Here is a 22,680-nt window from a genome sequence, read left to right as displayed (position 1 = left end):
ACCACCACCATGAAATTCTCATTAATACTGTTTTTATCTTTTTTAACATCCACATCCATGTTTAGCCAAATGGACATTAGAACCACTGGTTTAGAATTAACGGCAGAGCATTTTCCACAAGCAGGTGTGCCTAAAGGCGACTTTAAAGGGCCTTTTGAGTTTCATAGCAAGATTATTACGGGTACCGTTCGCCAATATTGGCTGTTTGTTCCTGCTCAATACAAACCAGACCAACCGGCCAGCGTTTTGGTATTTCAAGATGGTTTTCGTGCTAGTAATCCACAAGGGAGTATTAGAGCACCTCAAGTCATGGAAAATTTAATAGCCAAAGGCGATATGCCCGTAACCATAGGGATTTTTATAACCCCAGGAAACCGTTCTGAAACCTACCCCGATAATTTGGGGTCTTCCAACCCCAATAACCGAGCCAATGAATACGATGCCATGGATGACACTTACGCTAGATTTATAGTAGAAGAAATGCTTCCTTTAATTGGCAAAGATTACAATCTTACCAACGACCCAGAACAACGTGCCATTTGTGGGACAAGTAGCGGTGCCATTGCAGCCTTTACAGTCGCATGGCATTATCCCAATATGTTTCGAAAAGTGTTTAGTGCTATTGGTAGCTATACGTCCATTGGTTTCAGACCCAATGAAACACCTATTAAATTGGGTGGTCAAGATTATCCCGCATTGATTCGTCGGGAACCTATACGGCCCATGCGTATTTTTTATCAGGATGGTAGCCATGATTTGACTAACGAATGGGGCGATTGGTTTTTGGCGAATCAGCAAATGGTTTCAGCCATGACCTATGCCAATAAACATGCCGATGACATGAAGACTCCAGGCCCAAGATATGCCTTTAAAAAGGTTTGGACCGATGGCGAACACAGCGACAAACACGCTGGGGCTTTATTTCCGGAAGCTTTACGATGGTTGTGGGAGGATGGTAAATAAAGTAGCTTTAATAAGAATGAGTTTGAATACTTGTGTTTAGTTTGAAAATTTGGCAAACATACCAATTTTTGGTATATTTGAATCAAATGGTATTAAAATGAACAAAAACACATCCATATCACTCGGAAATTATTTTGATGAATTTGTACAGAGCCGAATAAAAGAAGGGCGATTTAAAAATGTTAGTGAAGTAATCAGAGCAGGATTAAGACTTTTAGAAGAAGAAGAAAACAAAGTAATGGCGTTGAAAAATGCCATTCAGGATGGAATCGATAGCGGAATTGACCACGATTTTGACCACAAAAAACATCTGGAATCTCTAAAAGCTAAAAAACGCTCAAATGGCTGAATTTAAATTAACGAATAAAGCTGTTGAGGATTTATCTAAAATTTGGGAATATACTTTTGAGGTTTGGTCTGAAAGTCAAGCGGACAACTATTATGAAATGCTAATTTCAAACTTTCAAGACATTGCAGATAATCCTCAAATAGGAAAAAACTATGATGGAATTACTCAAAGTCTACTAGGACTAAAAACAAATCGACATATCATTTTCTACAGAACTTTGAACGAAAATTATATTGAAATTACGAGGATTTTACACGAAAGAATGGATTTAAAAAAAAGAATAACTGAATAAAAATTATTGATATACTAGAATGTCACTTCGAGTAATTTTCGAAGTATGAGAAAATGGTGTCGAGAAGCAAAACTAACCAAAAGTTCTCGATACGATGCTCCTGCGTCGCATCACTCGAACTGACGAGCTAACTAAAAATTATATTGGTTCCCTAAATGTCACTTCGAGTGAATTTGTGTAGCCAAAGCGGAACAAATTTGTATCGAGAAGCAAAACTAAACAAAAGTTCTCGATACGATGCTCCTTGCGTCGCATCACTAGAACTGACGAGCTAACTAAAAATTATATTGGTTCCCTAAATGTCACTTCGAGTGAATTTGTGTAGCCAAAGCGGAACAAATTTGTATCGAGAAGCAACTCGAACTGACAGTATAAAAGAAACTATTATATTTAACCAATGAAAATCTACTACGTTTATATTTTAAAGTGTTCTGATGAAACCTATTATACAGGGTTCACTTCTAAACTTGAAGGTAGGTTTATAGAACATCAATCTGGCAAACATAAAGATAGTTACACCTACTCTAGAAGACCTCTGAGTTTGGTTTTTTATGCTGAATTTACAGACCCTAATATCGCTATTGAACATGAAAAGCAAATCAAAAAATGGTCGAAAGCAAAAAAAGAAGCTTTGATACGAAATGAGTTTGATAAGTTGCCTAATCTTGCCAAGAAAAAGTTTAATACTGAATAGTTCTCGATACAATACTCCTACGTCGCATCACTCGAACTGACGAGCTAACTAAAAATTATATTAGTTCCCTAAATGTCACTTCGAGTGGTTTTCGAAGCATGAGAAAATGGTGTCGAGAAACAAAACTAACCAAAAGTTCTCGATACGATGCTCCTGGGTCGCATCACTCGAACTGACGAGCTAACTAAAAATTATATTGGTTCCCTAAATGTCACTTCGAGTGGTTTTCGAAGTATGAGAAAATGGTGTCGAGAAGCAAAACTAACCAAAAGTTCTCGATACAATACTCCTACGTCGCATCACTCGAACTGACGAGCTACCTAAAATTTATATTGATTTCCTAAATGTCACTTCGAGTGAATTTGTGTAGCCAAAGCGGAACAAATTTGTATCGAGAAGCGATGATAAACTAATAGTTTATTTATTCAAATAAGCCAACACATTAGCTTCAATACGCTCTTGTATGTTACTAACATCAGCTTTAATAAACGTGTCGCCTGTAATGTTTTCGTAAAGTTCTATATAACGCTCACTAACAGTTTCAATATAATCGTCGCTCATAAAAGGCACGGTCTGCCCTTCCAAACCTTGAAAATGATTGGAAATTAACCATTGGCGAACAAACTCTTTACTAAGTTGTTTTTGGGCTTCACCCTTATCTTGACGGTCTTGGTAACCTTCAGCATAAAAATAACGGGATGAATCTGGTGTATGTATTTCGTCAATCAACACAATCTTCCCATCTTTGGTTTTTCCAAATTCGTATTTGGTATCTACTAAAATTAAGCCACGAGATGCCGCAATCTCACTTCCTCTCTGAAATAATTTTTTGGTATAATCTTCCAACACTACATAATCGGCTTCACTAACAATACCTCGTTTTAAAATGTCTTCTCTAGAAATATCTTCATCGTGGTCGCCCATCTCAGCTTTAGTCGCTGGGGTAATCATCGGCTCAGGAAATTTATCATTTTCCTTCATACCTTCTGGCATGGTCACTCCACACAACATGCGTTTGCCTGCTTTGTATTCGCGTGCCGCATGTCCACTCATATACCCACGAATCACCATTTCAACCTTAAATGGCTCGCATAAATGCCCCACGGCTACATTCGGATCTGGTGTGGCGACTAACCAATTAGGTACCAAATCTTCGGTATCTTTCATCATTTTAGTCGCAATCTGATTCAGTATTTGCCCTTTGTAGGGAATACCTTTTGGCATGACAACATCAAAGGCCGAAAGCCTATCGGTAGCGACCATCACCAACAGATTATCATGGATATTATAAACCTCTCTTACTTTTCCTTTGTAAACACTTTTTTGACCTGGAAAATTGAAATTTGTAGAAGTAATGGTGTTCATGATAAGGTAGTCTATGGTTTATTATGCAAATGTAATTTGTTTACTAATAATGCCAAACAAAAAAAGGAGAAATAAACTTTCTCCTTTTTTAATTCAAAATGCTTTTATTTTGAAAATTGTAAATGTGCGTTTTATAACGCTACTAACTGAGGTTCTCGATACAAAATACTCCGTGCCTCCGTATTTTACTCGAACTGACCCATAGGAACTAAACTGTCCCTTCGAGTGGATTTGTGAAGGGCAACGGAACAAATTTGTATCGAGAAGCCTTATTTTAATTTATTTAAATCGGATGTTATAAGTAACACCTACACCAACGGTTTGTAAATCAAGATCGTTTTCGGCAAATGTATTTTGGAAATAGCCATAAATATTCCAATCTCTATTGTGGTAACCAATTTGTGGGTTAACATATAGACCCCCAGAATTATTCACAACATTTGTTAAAAAACCATAACCTAAATCGGTACCTATAAATAAGCCTTTAGGTGCAAAATAATAACGTGCAAATCCAGCAACAGGAATCACTCCAAAATCATCTAAACCATCTTTACCAAAAAAATGGTTATAACCAGAAGCCACACCAATAGCAAAATTTGGATTGAACAAATATTGCCCTCTTAAATCTACACCTAAATTAAAAGATGACACATCGCTCGCATCACCTACGGGAACGCCAGCAGTTAGTCCTGCTTTTAGCCAAGAATTTTTTGGGGTGATATTTATCTCCGTTTTTTGTTGCGCAAAGATTGGACTTAGTCCTAATGATAATCCGATAATTAAAAATACTTTTTTCATTTTGTTTTTTTTAAATGTTTATGGTGCAAAACTAGACGATTTAAGTCTATAATCTTTACATAATTTTTGTTAATTTTTATAGATAAAACAGGCCATTTCAGCATAAAAACACTTAACTATTTGATTGTGTGACGAAAGCATATATTTAAATAAAAAAGCCAATTAAATTAATAATTGGCTTTAAACTTTATTCGGCATTATTAAGGAATGTAAAACCGAAATCATCTATTTATGTTTAGCTCAAAAATCGTGAGATGACTTCGCTTGGTCCACCATGACAATTACTGCTCCACGTTTTCAATATGCTTGTAAGCATCAATAATCTTTTTAACCAAACGGTGACGAAGGACATCTTTATCATCTAAAAAGATCATCCCCACACCTTCTATGTTTTTTAAAATCAATAAAGCTTCTTTCAATCCAGAAATGGTACGGCGTGGTAAATCGATTTGCCCAGGATCTCCCGTCAATAAAAACTTCGCGTTTTTCCCCATACGGGTTAAAAACATTTTCATTTGGTTATGGGTGGTGTTTTGGCCTTCATCTAAAATCACAAAAGCATTATCTAACGTGCGGCCACGCATAAACGCTAATGGCGCAATTTGAATGGTGCCATTTTCTATATACAAGGCTAATTTTTCAGCAGGAATCATATCACGTAACGCATCGTAAAGGGGTTGCATATAAGGATCCAACTTTTCTTTTAAATCGCCCGGTAAAAACCCTAAATTTTCACCAGCTTCTACCGCAGGTCGTGTTAAAATAATACGCTTAACCTCTTTGTTTTTTAAAGCTTGTACAGCTAAGGCGACACCTGTATAGGTTTTACCGGTTCCAGCAGGACCAATGGCAAAAACCATATCGTTTTTACGCATAAGCTCAACCATTTTACGTTGGTTAGCCGTTTCGGCTTTTATAAGTTTGCCACCAACGCCATGCACCAAAACCTCTCCACTTTTTTGTGAGGTAGTGTATTCATCACTACTTTGGCTGGTTAAAACACGCTCGATCACATTTTCGTCCAACTTATTGTATTTTGTAAAATGTTTTACAAGCATAGTAACGCGGCGATCGAATTCCTCTAGCAATTCATCATCGCCAAAAGCTTTGACTTTATTACCTCGTGCTACAATTTTAAGTTTAGGAAAGTACTTTTTTAGAAGTTCAATATGGACATTTTCTGGTCCAAAAAATTCTTTTGGAGTGATTTCTTCAAGTTCAATAACAATTTCGTTCAAAGGCAGTTATTTTAGTTTTATTATCAGCTAAGATGAACAAAAAGGATGTTTACCCAGATGACATGATTTAATTAGTTGTATTCCGTATTCTTTATTTTATCAAATAAGACTAGATGAACCCACATTTTTCATTTAAATTATAAAAACCAAAACGAAAATTTATGTAGGTTTGTAAAACAATCTTGTAAAACTCAAAAATACTAATTTTGAGTAACCAAACATTAAAAACATATCAACAATTTGCCAATGGCGATTATCACATTAACTTCAGATTTTGGTGAAAAAGATCACTTTGTAGGTGCTATAAAAGGCGCTATTTACTGTGAATTGCCAGAAGTGAAAATTGTTGATATCTCACATTTTATCTCACCCTTTAACATTCCTGAAGCGGCGTATATTATCCAAAATGCCTATAGAAGTTTCCCGAAAGGCAGTGTGCATATTATTGGGGTAGATTCTGAAATAAATCCTGAAAACAAACATATAGCCATCAAGTTAGATGAGCATTATTTTATTTGTGCCAATAATGGAATTATGAGCATGCTGTGTAGTGAGATTGCCCCTGAGAAAATTGTTGAAATCAATATACATAATAAAATACAAAGTAGTTTCCCTGTGTTAGATGTATTTGTTAAAGTGGCTTGCCATATTGCCAGAGGTGGCACTTTAGATGTTGTTGGAAAAACTATTGGCACCATAAAACCTATAAAAAATCTGGTGCCTTTTATAAATGAGGAGAAAACCCAAATCATAGGAAGCATTATTTATATTGATAATTATGGAAATGTAGTGACCAATATTAAGCAAGCTTTTTTTGAAAACGTACAGAAAGGACGTGATTTTGAAATTTCGGCACGTAATCATAAATTTAAAACCGTATTTTCAAAATACAGCGATGTGGTTAATTTTGATATCCCTGAAGATAAACGCCATGATGAAGGCAGAGGTTTGGTGGTTTTTAACTCTGGTGGCTTTTTAGAAATTGCCGTATATAGAAGCAACCCAACCACGGTGGGTGGCGCCTCAAGTTTGATGGGCTTAAATTTGATGGATACGGTGAGTGTTAATTTTGTAGCAACACCCCTAATTCCTAAAGGAAAAGAAAGTGTCAGCAGTTTTCAAGACTATGAATAAATAATTTTTAGATATTTGTCATCAATAAATCCATACCTTAAACTTTAAAAGTATTCATGTTCGCCATTTTAAAAAAAGAAATCAATTCATTTTTTGCTTCCCCCATAGGGTATTTGGTCATCGCTATCTTTTTAGTTTTAAACGGGTTGTTTTTATGGGTTTTTAAAGGTGATTTTAATGTATTGGATTATGGTTTTGCTGATCTATCCTCGTTTTTTTTATTAGCCCCTTGGATATTGATTTTCCTGATTCCTGCTGTGACCATGCGGAGTTTTTCAGATGAAAAAAAACAAGGAACTTTAGAGCTGTTACTCACGAAACCCATCTCGCATTTACAAATTGTCCTTGGTAAATATTTTGGATCGCTCATTCTTATCATCATGGCACTTTTACCAACCTTACTGTATGTATATACGGTTTACGAACTTGGAAATCCTGTTGGTAACTTAGATATGGGAAGCACCTTAGGTTCGTATTTCGGATTGTTATTTTTAGTGGCTTCATATACTGCTATTGGCCTTTTTACTTCTACGGTATCCGATAATCAAATCGTGGCTTTTATACTCTCCGTTTTTCTATGCTTTCTATTTTATATAGGTTTTGAAGGGATTTCGGAATTTTCATCTAGTACATTTATAGAAGCATTAGGCATGAGTTACCATTTTAAGAGTATGAGCCGAGGGGTACTGGATACTAGGGATATTGTTTATTTTTTAAGTGTTTCCATATTCTTTTTAATGCTTACTAAACTCAATTTAAATAGAGAAAACAAATGATTATTACGCCACTTTTTGTTATTTTTTTATTGCTTGTTTTTATACTCGTATGGATATTTGCCAACACAATTGACAAACGTAAATGGGTAAGTTTATTAATCAGTTTAATAGCAACACCTATTGTTTATTTTTATGTATTTTATCCTTTTATAAATATCTTTTTTAGTTACCACCATCAAAAACATTTTGATTCGGAAGCATGGAAAGAAAAACCAGCTTTGCGATATGAAATGAGCACCGAAGTCGTAACTAAAAACCTGTTTCTTGGGAAAACAAAAGACCAAGTAAAACAAGTTTTAGGGAAAAGTGAATGGTACAGTTGGGATGATTCTATTAAGGCCAACTCCCCAGAAATGTGGAACTATAATTTAGGTTTTAAACCAGGCGCCTTTAACATGACCCAAGAATGTTTGGAGCTTGTTTTTAAAGACAATAAAGTAACGCGTATTTCGCAATACCAAATGGAAAAAAAGTTTGAATAAACACATAAAATACATACTAATTCTTTTAGTGGTCTTAATAGGTATTAACTATGTAAGCAGCAAAGCTTTTAAACGTTTTGATTTAACCGAAGACAAACGCTACACATTAAGCGAAGCGGCCATCAATACCATTAAAGACGTAGAATCGCCTATGGTGATTGATGTGTTTTTAAAAGGGGATAACTTCCCTTCGGAAATTAGACGCCTTCAAAATGAAACCAGACAGCTTCTTGAAGAGTTTTCAGCAAAAAACAGCCATATTGTTTTCAGTTTTATCAACCCTTTGGAAGATGAATCGACGCGCGATCGCAATATGCAACAACTCATGGAACGCGGATTAACGCCCATGCAATTGAGTGTTCAAGAAACAGGAAAATCCTCCCAAGATGTTATTTTTCCTTGGGCTTTGGCTAGTTATAATGACCAAACCGTTATCATTCCACTCGTGAAAAGTAAAATTGGAGCGTCCCAGCAAGAATTAGTCATCAATTCTGTTCAGCATTTAGAATACGCTTTTGCCGATGGTTTTAATAAATTGACAAAACCTAAAAGTAGAAAAATAGCCATTTTAAGAGGCAATAAAGAACTGGAAGATAAATACATTGCAAACTTTGCCAAAAAGCTAGGTGAATACTACTATTTAGCACCCTTTACTTTAGATAGCGTTGCCACCAATCCACAAAAAACACTTAAAGATTTAGAAGTTTTTGATTTAATAATTGCTGCAAAACCTACAGAAGCATTTACTGAAGAAGAAAAATTAGTGTTAGACCAATACACTATGAACGGTGGAAAAAGCCTGTGGTTGATTGATGCCGTAGCTATGGAAAAGGATAGTTTATATAATGACTCTGGCAGCAATTTTGCGGTGACCAGGGATTTAAATTTGACTGATTTCTTTTTTAAATATGGCATTCGTATTAATCCTGTGTTGGTAAGCACCCTCTACTCTGCCCCCATAACTTTGGCCATGGGAGACGGAAGTGAATCGCAATTTCAACATTTAAGATGGCCGTATTCCCCATTAGCATCATCAAAAAACAACCACCCTATTGTTAATAATTTGAATTTGGTAAGGTTTGATTTTGCCAACCAAATCGATACTCTTAAAAACAGTATTAAAAAAACCATTCTTCTACAAACCGAACCACTTACAAAACTAGAAGGCACCCCTAGGCAAATCAGTTTAGAAGTGGTTACCCAAGAACCTGATCCAGCCTTATTTAACAAAGGCAATCAAACTCTGGCTGTCTTATTGGAAGGTGAATTTTCATCTGTCTATCAAAACAGGATAAAACCTTTTAAATTATCTGGAGAAAAAGATAAAAGTACACCAACCAAAATGATTGTGATTGCCGATGGTGATGTGATTAAAAATGATGTTTCAAGAAATGGCCCACAAGAATTAGGCTTTGATAAATGGACAGGACAAACCTATGGAAACAAGGAATTCTTACTGAATGCCGTCAATTATTTATTGGACGATGACGGACTTATAAACATTCGTTCCAAAGAAATAACGGTAGCCTTTCTAAATCAGGAAAAAATTACCGATGAAAAAACAACTTGGCAACTCATAAACATCGCATTCCCACTGGTATTATTAAGTCTTTTCGGTTTTGCTTTCAACTACTTCAGAAAGAAAAAATACAGTGCCTAAATGTTAATAAGTTTGTTTCCTATTTTAGGATGTATGGGATATATTTGTAAGTAGTATATTTTCAATCAAAAACGTATTAATTTTCAGCGAACAAAGTCTTATTTAGCTTTTTATAAAGAAAACGAATGAGGCTTCGTTACACCTAATCAACAACAAAAAATAAAAATTTTCAAATGAAATTTATAGTATCAAGCACATATTTATTAAAACAATTACAAGTTTTAGGCGGTGTTATTAATAGTTCGAATACCTTACCTATTTTAGATAATTTCTTATTTGAATTAAATAAATCTAAACTGACGGTATCTGCCAGCGATTTAGAAACGACCATGTCGTCCTCTCTTGATGTTGAAAGCGATAGTGCAGGCAGCGTAGCGATTCCTGCTCGTTTATTATTAGATACTTTAAAAACATTTCCAGAACAACCTTTAACCTTTGTTGTTGAAGACAATAATACCGTTGAGATCAGCTCTAACCATGGTAAATATGCATTGGCTTATGCGAATGGTAATGAGTTTCCAAAAGCAGTAGCTCTGGAAGACCCAAGCACCACCATTGTAACAGGAGATATTTTAGCAACTGCCATCAGTAAAACCATTTTTGCGGCAGGAAATGATGATTTAAGACCCGTTATGAGTGGGGTGTTTTTTCAATTTTCAACGGAAGGATTGACTTTTGTGGCAACCGATGCCCATAAATTAGTGAGATACAAACGTGAAGACGTTAAAGCCAATCAAGTAGCGGAATTTATCATGCCTAAAAAACCTTTAAATCTTTTAAAAGGTATTTTAGCCGCTAGTGAAGATGACGTGAAAATTGAATACAATGATTCTAATGCGAAATTCACCTTTGAGAATTCAGAATTGATTTGTCGTTTAATAGATGGCAAATACCCAAATTATGAAGCGGTGATTCCAAAAGAAAATCCGAATAAATTAACGATTGACAGAACCCAGTTTTTAAATTCTGTACGCCGTGTGAGCATCTTTTCAAACAAAACAACGCATCAAATCCGACTTAAAATTGCGGGTGCTGAATTAAACATTTCTGCGGAAGATATTGATTACAGTAACAAAGCAGAAGAACGTTTAACTTGTGATTACCAAGGTGACGATATGCAAATTGGATTCAACTCTCGTTTCTTAACTGAAATGTTGAACAACCTAAGTTCAGATGACGTACAATTAGAAATGAGTTTACCAAATAGAGCTGGTATTTTAACCCCTGTTGATGGCCTTGATGAAGGTGAACAAGTTACTATGTTGGTGATGCCTGTAATGTTGAACAGTTAAGTATTATTTATTGACTAAAAAAATCCCAGCCTTGGCGGGAATACAAATAAAAAAGCTCACCAAATTGGTGAGCTTTTTGCTTATCTCGTCACTAAACTAACTAATAAAATTAAGAGATAAAGGATATTTTGGAGTTTCCCCATGACTCGCTTTTATGGCATTAATAATAGGAAATACGATGGATATGATACCTAAAACGATAAAGCCTAAAATACCAAGTCCTAAAAGCAAAATTAATGGAATACATATAATAAAGTAAAGAATAAGGCTTAACTGAAAGTTTACAATATTTTTACCGTGTTCGTCCATATGATATACTTTTTCTTTTTGGGTGATCCAAAGTATCAATGGAACGATTAAGCTTCCAAAACCAGTAACCAATGTGATTAATTGGCTCAAATGGGTAATGACTATTAGTTGATTATCTTGTCTCATGGTTGTTGTGTTTTGATTGATACCAATATGACGCACAAGACCTTAAAATGTTACAAATAGTTTTCAATTAATTTTTAACTTTAAAGACCTTCTCTAAAATAGTATCCATCAAACACCATTTGGTTAAAGAAGATTGCAACAAATTAGCACCCACAAAAGCAGTAAACCAGAGCCAATTTGGGCTGACATATATAGCAAGTAATAAACTAATAAGTATAAAAGTTCCCGCAATACCCCTAACGATTCTATTTTTCATTGTTATTTAGTGTTCATTTGATTTTTCTATGTTTATTACTGCCACATGAATCTGTGACAAAGTCTTTTGCTGGCTATTGAAATCACTAATCAATTCAAAGAGCCTATCGACATTTTCCTTTTTAACAAAAGCATAAAAAAGAATAGAGTCCATTTGATTCATTTCACTCGAAAACCAATTCGATTCCACAGCATCTTCAGTGCTATCCCTATATCCCGTAACGTCTCTAAATGAAAAGGTTTTAACATCTGCGCTTTTCAATTGAAGTTTAATATCTTTTTCAAATGCTTTAATGGCCGTAATAATAACTAGTTTCATGGGCTTATGTATTTATGTCTTCTTTATTGTCTTGAATAGCGGCATCTTTTTCCCATTTTTTACGTTCAACGATGTAATAAATTAATGGGACGACGAGTAATGTCAGTATGGTTGAAACAATCGCTCCAGCGACTAATGAAATGGCCAATCCTTGAAAAATAGGATCGAACAATATAATAGATGCCCCAATAACCACAGCACCAGTTGTTAGTAAGATGGGCGTCGTTCTCACGGCTCCTGCATCAATAATCGCCTGTTTTAAAGGAACCCCATCATTCAATCTAATTTCGATGAAGTCAATTAACAATACCGAATTTCGCACCATAACACCCGCCAGAGCAATCATACCAATAAACGACGTTGCCGTAAAGAAAGCTCCCAAAATCCAGTGTCCTAAAACAATACCCACTAACGAAAGCGGAATGGCTACCATCATAACCAACGGTGTTTTAAAGTTTTGAAACCATCCCACAATCAACATGTAAATGATAACAATTACTATTAAAAAGGCAGCCCCTAAATCACGGAACACTTCCAACGTTATTTGCCATTCGCCATCCCATTTTACGGTAAAATCAGTTTCTTCTGTAGGGGCATCCATGTACAGTTCGTTGATTTTATATCCTTTGGGAAGTTCTATCTGTTGAAGCTTTTCTTCCATGCCTAAAATAGCATATACTGGACTTTCCAAGGCACCAGCCATATCTGCCAATACATACACCACTCGTTTTTGGTCTTTTCTGTAAATGGTTTTTTCTAAGGTTTCTTTCTTAACAGAAACCAAATCCCTTACAGGAATCATATGACCCTGGAGTCCTTTAATTTTTAAATTCTGAATATCTTGAAGTGAGGTTTTGTCTTTATCATCCAAAGAAAGCACGATGCTCACATTGTCGTTGGAAGTTTCATCATACAAATTAGAAATAGGATATTCTTGAAGCAAATAGGTTAAATTACCAACCACTTGTTGGGGCACTATGCCATACAACATGGCTTTTTCTTTATCTACTTCCAAGCGGTATTCAATTTGAGCGTCTTCAACCATCCAATCGGTATCTACCACATCACTGGTGTTTTCTAAGATGTTTTTAACTTGGTCAGCCACTTTAATCTGCTCCTCATAATTAGGCCCGCCATACACCTCCGCAACCAAGGTTGAAAGTACTGGTGGCCCTGGTGGTACCTCAACAATTTTCACATTGGCTCCAAATTTTTTAGCTATTTTTTGAATGTTTGGACGCACTATTTTTGCAATATCATGACTTTGTAAATCCCGTTCTTCTTTATGTAAAAGATTCACTTGTATATCGGCCATATTACTACCGCCACGTAAATCGTAATGGCGTACCAAACCGTTAAAAGTTATGGGAGCCGACGTACCAATATAATTCTGGTAATCAACCACTTCTGGAACTGTTTTTAAATATTGTGTAATTTCTTGGGTAACCACTGCTGTTCTTTCCAAAGTAGTGCCTTCAGGCATATCAATCACTACCTGAAACTCATTCTTATTATCAAAAGGCAGCATTTTAACGGCAACCGATTTTGTAAAAAACATCAATACAGAACCCACAAGCAGCAACCCTGTAATGGCAAACATGAGATTTCGTTTTTTGGAACTATCTAAAAAAGGCTGCTCCATTTTTTTGTATATCTTATAAATCTTGCTTGTTTCGATACCTGTGTCTTCTTTATGAGCTTGCTTGTCTTTTTCCTGTAATAAATGGTATCCCAAATAGGGCGTGACCGTTAGAGCCACAAATAATGACAATAGCATGGCAATAGATGCTCCAATGGGCATGGGACTCATATAAGGCCCCATCATTCCCGATACAAACGCCATAGGTAAAATAGCGGCAATAACTGTGAAAGTGGCTAAAATGGTAGGGTTACCAACTTCGTTAATGGCGTAAATAGCCGCTTGCTTAAATGGCAATCGCTTCATCTTAAAATGACGGTGCATATTTTCGGCAATAATGATACTGTCATCTACCACGATACCAACCACGAACACCAAGGCAAATAGCGTGATTCTATTTAAGGTATAGCCCAACATATAGTAGGCAAATAAGGTCAATGCAAATGTTAATGGGACGGAAAAGAAAACGACCAATCCACCACGCCACCCCATGGCAAGCATCACTAAAATAGTCACCGCTAATATGGCAACCCCTAAATGCAATAACAACTCCCCTACTTTATCTGAAGCGGTTTCCCCATAATTTCTGGTGACATCTATATGAACATCTGATGGGATTAAGGTTTCTTTTAATTTGTCTACATGCAACAATATCTTTTCCGAGATTTTCATGGCATCAGCACCTTTTACTTTTGAAATGGAGATGGTCACGGCTGGATATTCTGATGTATTATTTTCATAGTCTTCATTAGCTTGTCCGTAACCAAAAGACACATACGAACTTGGAGATTCTGGGCCATCTTTTATAGTGGCCACTTGTTTTAAATAAACAGGCCTGTTTTGATTGACCCCAATCACTAGATTCTCAACATCTTCAGCGGTTTCAAGAAATTTACCTGTGGTAATTAAATACTCTGTATCGTTATTTACAAAACTTCCAGATTGTGAGCTGCTGTTATTGGCTTGAACCATTTGCATAATACCCAATGCATCCACGCCATTTCCTGCCATTTTATCTTTGTCTAAAACCACTTTCAGTTGTCGGTTTCTACCTCCAATGACTTTGGTGATGGATACATCTTTTACTTTTTCAATTTCAGAAGTCACTTCTTCAGCAATTTGACGCAGTTGAAAATCATCATAATTTTCACTCCAAAGTGTTAATCCCAACATGGGGACATCATCAATAGAACGTGTTTTTACCATGGGTTTGTAAACGCCTTCTGGAAACATATCCTCATGTTTCATCAACTCGTCGTATAATTTCACATAAGAGCGTTCGGTATCTTCACCAACATAAAACTGAACCACAAGCATGGCTTGTCCGTTCATGGCCATACTGTGGACATGCTCCACACCTTTAATATTCGAAATAATCTTTTCCAAAGGTTTTATGACCCTACTTTCAACCTCGGTTGGATTTGCTCCTGGATACCCGACCATGACATCGGCCATGGGCACGTTTATTTGTGGTTCCTCCTCTCTTGGAATGAGAAACGAACTATATACCCCAATAATCATCAAACCAATCATCAACAAAATGGTCAGCTTGGAGTTGATAAAAAAATGGGCGATTTTACCCGAAATTCCTTCTTGCATGTTTATTATTTTTTGGACGTTTTAACAGGCTGTTCGTTACAATCTTTTTTTGATTTGTCATTGCGAAGTAAATTTTTCATTTACTGTGGCAATCTGTCTAATAACAAGCAGATTACTTCGTCGCTATTGCTTCTCGTAATGACGTTTCTATTTCAAAAAAAGGATTTCCACGACCATCCTTAACGCATTTAATTTTATTTAATACTTACTTTTACACCATTATATAATTTCCCATCGGCTGAAATAATATAAGTTTCATAAGCCGATAATCCTGATAACACTTCTACTTGATTTCCAAACGTTCTACCTACACGTAACCAACGCAACAAGGCTGTATGGTTTTCACTCACGGTGTAAACACCCGATAGCTGTCCATTAGTAACCATGGCACTTACCGGAATTAAAACCATATCCGTTTGACCTTGTTTCTCAATAGGAAATTGAACGGTAACAAACATGCCCGATAAAACAGGAACATCCGTTTTATCTAAAGCTACGTTTACCAAGTATTGCCCGCCTGTGTTTTTAGCTGAACTACTCACTTCTGAAACTTTCCCGTTCACCGATTTATTCATTGATTTTATTAGAACCGTTACAGAAGTTCCTAATGCTATCTTTGAAATGTCACTTTCTGGAACATTTGTGATGACTTCAAAACTCGAAGGCATTTCCATAGCCACTAAAGGCATCCCAGGATTCGCCATATCTCCTTTTTTAATAAATGTGCCTGTGATAACACCATCAAATGGTGCACGGATATTAATGTAAGCAAATTGAGCATCTACCTCGTTTTTCATTTGTTTGGCTCCTTCCAATCTGGCTTTAGCCATGTTGTAATTCGCTGTCATATCGTCTAATTCCTTTTGTGACGCACTGCTTTCTGCAAACAAATTTTTAAATCTATTGTAATCTTTTTCAGCATTTGTGAAAGCAGCGGTTGCTTCCATAATGCCCGCATTTACTTGGGAGAGTTTAGCTTGTAAATCGGAATTGTTTATAGACACCAACAACTGCCCTTTTTTCACCTTATCGCCCACATTTACGGGAATATTGGTGACAAATCCCATCATGCGGGTACTTAAATTCGCGCTGTTAACCGCTTGAATCGTACCGCTTGCTGTTAAAAATGGATTGTTATTGTTTTCGCTAATTGAGCTTACTTTTACAGGAATAACAGTTGTATCTGCCATGGCTTTTTTTTCATCGTTACCACAACTTGTAACTAAAAAAGTTAGAGCTAAAAAGGCTATGGTATATGTAGTTTTCATCTTTTTCATTAGGCTTTAGTTAAAAAATTTAAATATGCTTGGGCATAGTTATACTCAAAAATGGTTTGATAATATTCTAATTGTTTTTGTGCAAATTGTGTTTCGGTTATTAATAAATCGGATGTTTTTTCTAGGCCTTCTTCAAAACGGTTCGTTCTAATCCTTAATGATTCTTGAGATTGCTCCATCGCCAATTTTGTAAGCTTTAATTTATTTTCGGCATCTATAAACATACGTTTGGCTTTATTTAATTCTAACTGACTTTGCGACACATATTGTTCGTATTGCAGTTTAGACTTTTCATAATCCGCCTTACTTTTTTGTGATTTTCCGAAACGTTTAGTACCATCTAAAATAGTCCAGCTTAACTGTGCCCCCACTACATACCCACTGGCGTCAGCTTGAAACGCTTTATCATCATACAGTTCGTAACTTCCAAAAGCATTTAAGGTTGGCAAAAAGCTCATATGATCTGCCTTGTGCATACTTTCATAAGCATGTGAAGCTAATTGCATGGCTTTAATGTCTGAACGTTCGGTTGAAATTTGAGAAGAAACCTCTGCATACAGATTATCAATCATCAAACTATCAGCAGGTTTGTAAATGGTACTATGGGTATCATTCATCAAAAAAGACAAGTAATTGGATGCGTTCTCCACATTACTTTTAGCCGTTTGCAGTTGGTTTTTAACCTCTGTAACCCTTACTTCTACAGCCAACACATCGGCACGTTGTAAATAACCTTGTTTAAAACTGTTATCAGCTAATTTTTTATTGGATTCGGCAGCTTTAAGTGCTTTCTCCATAACGTCCACTAATTTATAAGCCAATTGCAACTGCATGTAAGCTTTATCCACTTCAAAAACCAAATAATCCGTCGTTCTCTCGGTTTGTAAAGTCATAGCCTCCATCTTACTTTTAGCTGCTTTACGTTGTAAAAAACCATCCATATTAATCAATGGTTGTTTTACTTCGATTAATGTTGCAAAATTTTGGGTTTGTTTTGGATTGTTCAACAATGTTGGATCAAAATCAGCAGCCGTCAATATACCTTGATTTAATTTTGAACCAAAAGCCATTAAAGGATTGGTTGTAGAAATGCCTGTATGAGATACCGTGATATGTGGTAAAAAAATGGCGTTGGTTTGTCTATAATCTGCTCTAGCCGCATTAAAATCTTCATTAGAAATTTTAATAGTTTGGTTGTCTTCTGCTACCCTACTTAAAACCTCTTGTTTGGAAATTTTAATAATCTCTTGAGCATTGATGACAGATAAAAAGCTAAAAAAACCAACTGTTATAGTGTATAATTTGTTCATTGTTTTAAATTTTACATGACAAATTTAGGATAGATAAAAAGTATAGTTGGTAACTTATGTTACGGACTACTTATGTATAAAAATTGAAAATCGTTCTTTTTGTGATTTAAAATGGGTCGACTACAAGTGTGCTATGCCATCCATTCGCTTTTTTAATGGGCTTCCTTTCTGGGTTAATAAGCCTATAACAAAACCCTAAAATAAAAGGCATGGTCCACATAATGACTATCCATTCCCAAAAAATAGGGTTTTGCATTTTCACCATATATCAGCCAATGGTTTGATGCTGATATTCATGTGAATTCTAATTGAATTTACATGAATATTTAAAACAGGCTTATTCTATCTGTAGCTAGTTATTTGAAGGGTTCGGATGTTATTTTCCAATAAACCTTTTGTTATGATAGCGATCGAAAGGGTACCAACATGGTTATGCACATTTTATAAGGGACATATTAAGGCTATATTTAACTTATAACCATATATCAAACTATGGTATTTATATACTAATGATCAATACAAAAGATGATTTTACATATTTGATTTCAATGTTCACCATACCCCACATCGTCCATTTTACCTTTGAAAACTTTATATTGAATGGTAAAATAAATAATCACTAAAACAATGGCCACTATAAACCAATATATTCCTACTGACAAACCATAATCATCGGCAGCGACATTATAAATGGTTAAATCTGGATTCACGTCGTTTGTGGAAGGTAATACTTTAGGGAATATAGATGCTACTGTAGAGGTGATGCCTCCAAAAAGAAATAGTGAAGAGAAGAAAAATCCCATTCCATCCTTTTTAAATGCTTTAACTTTAAATAACCCAAAATGCCCAATAAAAAAAATGATTGGAAAAATAAATAACCAAAGATGCTTAAAAAAATTATGGAATGGTTTAGGCTCTATAATATGCCAAATTAACAATGAACATATTATAAGTGCTAAAAGTGCCAAATTTAAAACAAACACTACTTTTTTAAGCGTTGCATTTAAACTGGAATTCGTTTTAAAAATAATCCAGTTGGCACCATGAATGGTTAATGCTACAACGCCTATAACTCCCAATAATAAAGTAAACCAATCGATGATTCCTAAATGTTCTGCTTGTGGACTAAATGTTGGATTCCAAAGTGGCAAAAAGAAATAATGGGCTTCTTGCGTAGAAACACCATTAGTTACCATACCTAAATTAACGCCTCTTACAACATTCCCTAAGGCAATACCGAAAAATAAAGCTAAAAGCAAACTTGCTATTCCAAAGGCTTTATCCCATACAGCTTCCCACATCTTATTGTGTACTTGACCTCGTAATTCCAATCCTATAGCTCTAAAAACAAGCAGCCATAAAATCATAATCAAAGGCAAATAAAACCCGCTAAAAGATGAGGCGTACAAGGTTGGAAACGCAAAAAACAAGACACCTCCCGCTGCTATTAACCAAACTTCATTGGCATCCCAAAAAGGGCCAATAGCACTAGTTATGGCTTTTTTATCCTTTTCGGTTTTAGCAAAAAATAAATGAATGATGCCTGCTCCAAAATCGTAACCATCTAAAATCACATAAATGGCTAACATAGTCATTAAAACAATATACCAAAATAATTCCATATTAGTGTTTTATAAGTTCAGGTCCTTTATTGATAATTTTTCCAACAAGCAATAAAAAAAGAAGTCCTAGTAATAAATACAATCCAATAAATCCTAATAGCGTAAATAACGTATTTCCTGCAGAAACGGTGGGCGATGCTCCTGTTGCAGTTCTTAGCAAATTATAAACCAGCCAAGGCTGCCTACCTAATTCTGCTGTGTACCAACCTGTCGTATTGGCTATATAGGGAAACGGCAACATAAACAATAACGACCATAAAATCCACTTGGTGTTATATAATTTTTTTCTGAATAGTTGAACCGAAGCAATTAACAACAACCCAATAAAGATGGTTCCCAATCCCACCATAATATGATACGCATAATACAAGCCTGGAATATTTGACGGATATACATCTTCATCAAATTCATTCAATCCTTTAATGGTAGCATCCCATTTTTGATAGGTCAAAAAGCTTAATATATTTGGAACGGCTATTTTGTTGTCTAGTTTTTTTTCTAATGTATTAGGCTGCCCAATAAGTACAATTTCAGAACCTCCATCAACTGTTTCAAAAAGACCTTCCATTGCCGCAAAAGTCACCGGCTGATGTTTTACCACGTTTTTGGCAACCATATCCCCTGTTGGAAACGCTACAACAATACTCGATACCAATCCGAAAACAACCCCTGTTTTTACAAATAATTTTCCAAATTCATGGTGTTTATTATTTAGAATGTAGAATGCTCCAATAGCGGCAACCACAAAAGAAGCGGTGACTAACGATGCGGCTTGATTATGTAAATACGACGGCCACAACCATGGATTTGTAAACAACGCAGTGAAATTATTCAATACAAATTTTCCATTCTCCAAAATTTCGTAGCCGACAGGATGTTGCATCCATGAGTGGGTCGCAATAATTAAAAATCCGCTTGCCCATGAACCCAGAAACACTAAAAACCCTGTGATAAAATGAAGTTTATGCCCTAATAATTTCTCTCCAAAAATAAAAAGTCCCAAAAAAGAAGATTCCAAAAAGAAAGAGAACATGCCTTCCATAGCCAGCGTCTGCCCAATAATACCACCTGTTAACTCCGAGAATTTAGCCCAATTGGTTCCAAATTGAAATTCCATAGGAATCCCCGTAACAACGCCCATCGCAAAATTAAGAGCAAAAATCTTCATCCAGAATTTTGCAGCATCATTGTATTTTTTGACCTGTGTCTTTAAGAATTTCCATTTAAAATAGACTATCATTAATGATAATCCCATGGTCAACTGAGGAAATAAATAATGGAATGTGATGGTAAATGCAAATTGCATTCTATCATAAAAGAGCATGTCTTCCATGTGAAACTATTTTGTTTTCAAAAATACAACACAAAAAATGAAAGACGGGTAACTTTTATTACTTATTACTATTTAAGAGGCTAATTAAATCATTTTTTTGAACCACTCCAGATTGCCTCCAAAGCTGTTTCCCTTTTTTAAAAAGAATAAGTGTTGGAACACCCCTAACCTGATATTGAGAAGCCAAGGGTTGGTTTTTGTCTACATCTATTTTTATAATAGAAACGGTTTCTCCTAAACTATCTTTTACTTCTTTTAATATGGGTGCCATCATTTTACAGGGTCCACACCATTCAGCAAAAAAATCGACCAAAACGGGTTTATCTTGATTTATAATTTCTAAAAAACGACTCATAAATTATAATTTATTGACGCATCATCTGTCCTTTATTTTGATTGTAATGCTCTTTAAACCATTCTGGTTGTTCTATATCATTATCGAACATATAATCTGCAATTTGTTCTATAACGTCTTCTGGGTATGGTAAATTTTGCATGATGCCAAAACGTTTTACAGCACCGTACATTTTAACATTACTTTCAACAGGATTTTTTATCCAATTTTTCATACTGGCAATAAACTGTTTTTTGGTTGTATTTCCATTAATATATCGCATTTTAATGGCTATCATAGGCGGTGCAATTCGGTTGGCTTCACTTGTAGTAGCATTATGGCAAATATAACAATTGGTTTCCATTAGTTTTTTACCTGGATGCGTTTGATTTTTTGTTACCTCTAAATTTTTTGCATAATAAGTTTTATCAGAATTGTTACAATTAATAAACAATAAAACAAGGACAAGAACTATTGAAATAGTTTTCATTTTTATAAATTTAAGAAGTATGCTCCTTTTTATTCATAACCAAAAAAGGAGTATGCATTTTAAAACCAAAGGTTTCTACATAATGTGTTACAAACAAACGTTCAAAAAACGAATGTTTTTTATTAACCATCGCTATTAATTTAACATTGTTGTCAACAATATATTGATTAACAGATTTAAATAGATCATTAGAAGTTGAGTGTATATATTTTAGTGTTGGATTGAAAAAATGGGATTGAAAAAAGTCAATATCCTTGTCCATTTCTTCAGCATAATCAGTATCACATATGATATGCAAAATGCTTAAATGACTATGATTTAATGTGATCAAACTTTTTAATGGCTGCAAATCTTCAATATTGTATAGACTTTCAAAACTGGTAGTAAATGTAATTTCCTCTAAATTAGAATAAACACACTTGTCTGGAATGGCTAGAACAGAAACATTACAGCGTTGTATCACATGAACCGTATTGCTTCCAAAAATAGCTTTCTCCAGTCCAGAAGCACCTTTAGTTCCCATAATTATTAAATCTATATTATTGATTTGACAGATTTGGTTAATGGAATCAATCAAATTATCATAATCCACAACAGAATGAAAATGATGCTTCTCATTATGGTACTTTGTTTTTATTTTTGATATGACATTTTCAATAGATTTTTTAGCCGCCGAAATTAAAGTTTCATAAATAGTGGTTGAAGAAGACATCGCCATCATATCATCGGAAATAAATGAGGATGCTTTTTGAACATTTAGCAAATAAAAATCACACTCTACATCTTGAAACATATTCATAGCATACTCAATGGCATTGATAGAATTTTTAGAAAAATCCGTAGGAAGTAATATGGCTTTCATTTCAGAAAATATAAAATTACATGTAAATATAGATTAACATATCAAAAAAAACTATGACATATGTCAGTTATAGAAAAACCTAATTTCACAAAATAAAAAAATTAGAATAAGACCGAAAAGGTTTGTAATTTCGGCACGATAAATGATTAATTTTACCAGTAG

23 protein-coding genes are annotated in these 22,680 nt (G+C 35.1%); 9 read left to right on the top strand and 14 right to left on the bottom strand.

Annotated features, from left to right (window positions below; translation table 11 throughout):
• Positions 1-9: 9 nt before the first annotated feature.
• The 4 genes from DKT72_RS03925 (at position 10) to DKT72_RS03910 (ending at position 2,298) form a co-directional block, all read left to right on the top strand.
• Positions 10-963, top strand: coding sequence for an alpha/beta hydrolase (locus DKT72_RS03925; protein WP_111307422.1), 954 nt, complete (start codon positions 10-12; stop codon positions 961-963).
• Between the two features lie 97 nt (positions 964-1,060).
• Entirely contained in the window at positions 1,061-1,312 is a 252-nt protein-coding gene (locus tag DKT72_RS03920; protein ID WP_111307612.1) for a type II toxin-antitoxin system ParD family antitoxin, read from the top strand.
• Complete coding sequence (locus tag DKT72_RS03915; RefSeq protein ID WP_111307421.1) at positions 1,305-1,604, top strand: type II toxin-antitoxin system RelE/ParE family toxin; 300 nt, start codon at positions 1,305-1,307, stop codon at positions 1,602-1,604. The genes DKT72_RS03920 and DKT72_RS03915 overlap by 8 nt, the downstream gene beginning before the upstream one ends.
• A gap of 397 nt (positions 1,605-2,001) precedes the next feature.
• A complete protein-coding gene (locus DKT72_RS03910; RefSeq protein WP_111307420.1) occupies positions 2,002-2,298 on the top strand; it encodes a GIY-YIG nuclease family protein in 297 nt (98 codons plus the stop codon).
• A 417-nt stretch (positions 2,299-2,715) separates the two neighbouring features.
• Here DKT72_RS03910 and DKT72_RS03905 read toward each other — a convergent pair whose 3' ends face one another.
• From DKT72_RS03905 to DKT72_RS03890, 3 genes are all read right to left on the bottom strand, one after another.
• The gene (locus DKT72_RS03905) at positions 2,716-3,663 is read right to left on the bottom strand and encodes a phosphoribosylaminoimidazolesuccinocarboxamide synthase (RefSeq protein WP_111307419.1); all 948 of its coding nucleotides are present in this window, start codon (positions 3,661-3,663) and stop codon (positions 2,716-2,718) included.
• Between the two features lie 279 nt (positions 3,664-3,942).
• The gene (locus DKT72_RS03895) at positions 3,943-4,461 is read right to left on the bottom strand and encodes a hypothetical protein (RefSeq protein ID WP_111307417.1); all 519 of its coding nucleotides are present in this window, start codon (positions 4,459-4,461) and stop codon (positions 3,943-3,945) included.
• A 281-nt stretch (positions 4,462-4,742) separates the two neighbouring features.
• Positions 4,743-5,699: a PhoH family protein gene (locus DKT72_RS03890; protein WP_111307416.1), complete on the bottom strand. Its 957-nt coding sequence runs from the start codon at positions 5,697-5,699 to the stop codon at positions 4,743-4,745.
• A gap of 246 nt (positions 5,700-5,945) precedes the next feature.
• On the opposite strand from DKT72_RS03890, the gene DKT72_RS03885 reads away from it, so the two are divergent.
• From DKT72_RS03885 to dnaN, 5 genes are all read left to right on the top strand, one after another.
• Complete coding sequence (locus DKT72_RS03885; RefSeq protein WP_111307415.1) at positions 5,946-6,833, top strand: SAM hydrolase/SAM-dependent halogenase family protein; 888 nt, start codon at positions 5,946-5,948, stop codon at positions 6,831-6,833.
• A 56-nt stretch (positions 6,834-6,889) separates the two neighbouring features.
• On the top strand, positions 6,890-7,609 hold the full coding sequence (gene gldF / locus DKT72_RS03880; protein ID WP_111307414.1) for a gliding motility-associated ABC transporter permease subunit GldF: 720 nt from the start codon (positions 6,890-6,892) through the stop codon (positions 7,607-7,609).
• Positions 7,606-8,091, top strand: a complete 486-nt coding sequence (locus tag DKT72_RS03875; protein ID WP_111307413.1) for a hypothetical protein — start codon at positions 7,606-7,608, stop codon at positions 8,089-8,091. Before gldF ends, DKT72_RS03875 begins: the two co-directional genes overlap by 4 nt.
• Positions 8,084-9,751: a gliding motility-associated ABC transporter substrate-binding protein GldG gene (gene gldG / locus DKT72_RS03870; RefSeq protein WP_111307412.1), complete on the top strand. Its 1,668-nt coding sequence runs from the start codon at positions 8,084-8,086 to the stop codon at positions 9,749-9,751. The genes DKT72_RS03875 and gldG overlap by 8 nt, the downstream gene beginning before the upstream one ends.
• 173 nt (positions 9,752-9,924) lie before the next feature.
• Positions 9,925-11,043, top strand: coding sequence for a DNA polymerase III subunit beta (gene dnaN, locus DKT72_RS03865; protein ID WP_111307411.1), 1,119 nt, complete (start codon positions 9,925-9,927; stop codon positions 11,041-11,043).
• Between the two features lie 96 nt (positions 11,044-11,139).
• Here the strand turns inward: dnaN and DKT72_RS03860 are convergent, their stop codons facing one another.
• The 11 genes from DKT72_RS03860 to DKT72_RS03810 all read right to left on the bottom strand — a co-directional run bounded on the left by DKT72_RS03860 (position 11,140) and on the right by DKT72_RS03810 (position 22,518).
• Positions 11,140-11,478, bottom strand: a complete 339-nt coding sequence (locus DKT72_RS03860) for a DUF4870 domain-containing protein (RefSeq protein WP_111307611.1) — start codon at positions 11,476-11,478, stop codon at positions 11,140-11,142.
• A 67-nt stretch (positions 11,479-11,545) separates the two neighbouring features.
• Positions 11,546-11,734: a YgaP family membrane protein gene (locus tag DKT72_RS03855; protein ID WP_111307410.1), complete on the bottom strand. Its 189-nt coding sequence runs from the start codon at positions 11,732-11,734 to the stop codon at positions 11,546-11,548.
• A gap of 6 nt (positions 11,735-11,740) precedes the next feature.
• Positions 11,741-12,052, bottom strand: coding sequence for a hypothetical protein (locus DKT72_RS03850; protein WP_111307409.1), 312 nt, complete (start codon positions 12,050-12,052; stop codon positions 11,741-11,743).
• Positions 12,053-12,056: 4 nt separating this feature from the next.
• The gene (locus DKT72_RS03845; protein ID WP_111307408.1) at positions 12,057-15,290 is read right to left on the bottom strand and encodes an efflux RND transporter permease subunit; all 3,234 of its coding nucleotides are present in this window, start codon (positions 15,288-15,290) and stop codon (positions 12,057-12,059) included.
• Positions 15,291-15,484: 194 nt separating this feature from the next.
• Positions 15,485-16,558 carry an efflux RND transporter periplasmic adaptor subunit gene (locus DKT72_RS03840; protein ID WP_111307610.1) on the bottom strand — a complete coding sequence of 358 codons (1,074 nt, stop codon included), beginning with the start codon at positions 16,556-16,558 and terminating at the stop codon, positions 15,485-15,487.
• Between the two features lie 8 nt (positions 16,559-16,566).
• Positions 16,567-17,877 carry a TolC family protein gene (locus DKT72_RS03835; protein WP_111307407.1) on the bottom strand — a complete coding sequence of 437 codons (1,311 nt, stop codon included), beginning with the start codon at positions 17,875-17,877 and terminating at the stop codon, positions 16,567-16,569.
• Between the two features lie 545 nt (positions 17,878-18,422).
• On the bottom strand, positions 18,423-19,499 hold the full coding sequence (cydB, locus tag DKT72_RS03830; RefSeq protein ID WP_111307406.1) for a cytochrome d ubiquinol oxidase subunit II: 1,077 nt from the start codon (positions 19,497-19,499) through the stop codon (positions 18,423-18,425).
• A 1-nt stretch (position 19,500) separates the two neighbouring features.
• A complete protein-coding gene (locus DKT72_RS03825; protein ID WP_111307405.1) occupies positions 19,501-20,832 on the bottom strand; it encodes a cytochrome ubiquinol oxidase subunit I in 1,332 nt (443 codons plus the stop codon).
• A gap of 58 nt (positions 20,833-20,890) precedes the next feature.
• Positions 20,891-21,187 (bottom strand): thioredoxin, encoded by a 297-nt coding sequence (gene trxA / locus DKT72_RS03820; RefSeq protein WP_111307404.1) that lies wholly within the window; start codon positions 21,185-21,187, stop codon positions 20,891-20,893.
• A gap of 10 nt (positions 21,188-21,197) precedes the next feature.
• Positions 21,198-21,656, bottom strand: a complete 459-nt coding sequence (locus tag DKT72_RS03815) for a cytochrome c family protein (RefSeq protein WP_111307403.1) — start codon at positions 21,654-21,656, stop codon at positions 21,198-21,200.
• 10 nt (positions 21,657-21,666) lie between these two features.
• Positions 21,667-22,518 carry a universal stress protein gene (locus tag DKT72_RS03810; RefSeq protein ID WP_111307402.1) on the bottom strand — a complete coding sequence of 284 codons (852 nt, stop codon included), beginning with the start codon at positions 22,516-22,518 and terminating at the stop codon, positions 21,667-21,669.
• Between the last annotated feature and the right edge of the window lie 162 nt (positions 22,519-22,680).

Origin of the sequence: Confluentibacter sediminis, from assembly GCF_003258355.1 — a bacterium.
GTDB classification, from domain to species: domain Bacteria; phylum Bacteroidota; class Bacteroidia; order Flavobacteriales; family Flavobacteriaceae; genus Confluentibacter; species Confluentibacter sediminis.
Note: the sequence above shows the minus strand (reverse complement) of the source record. Positions and strands in the feature narration are given on the sequence as shown.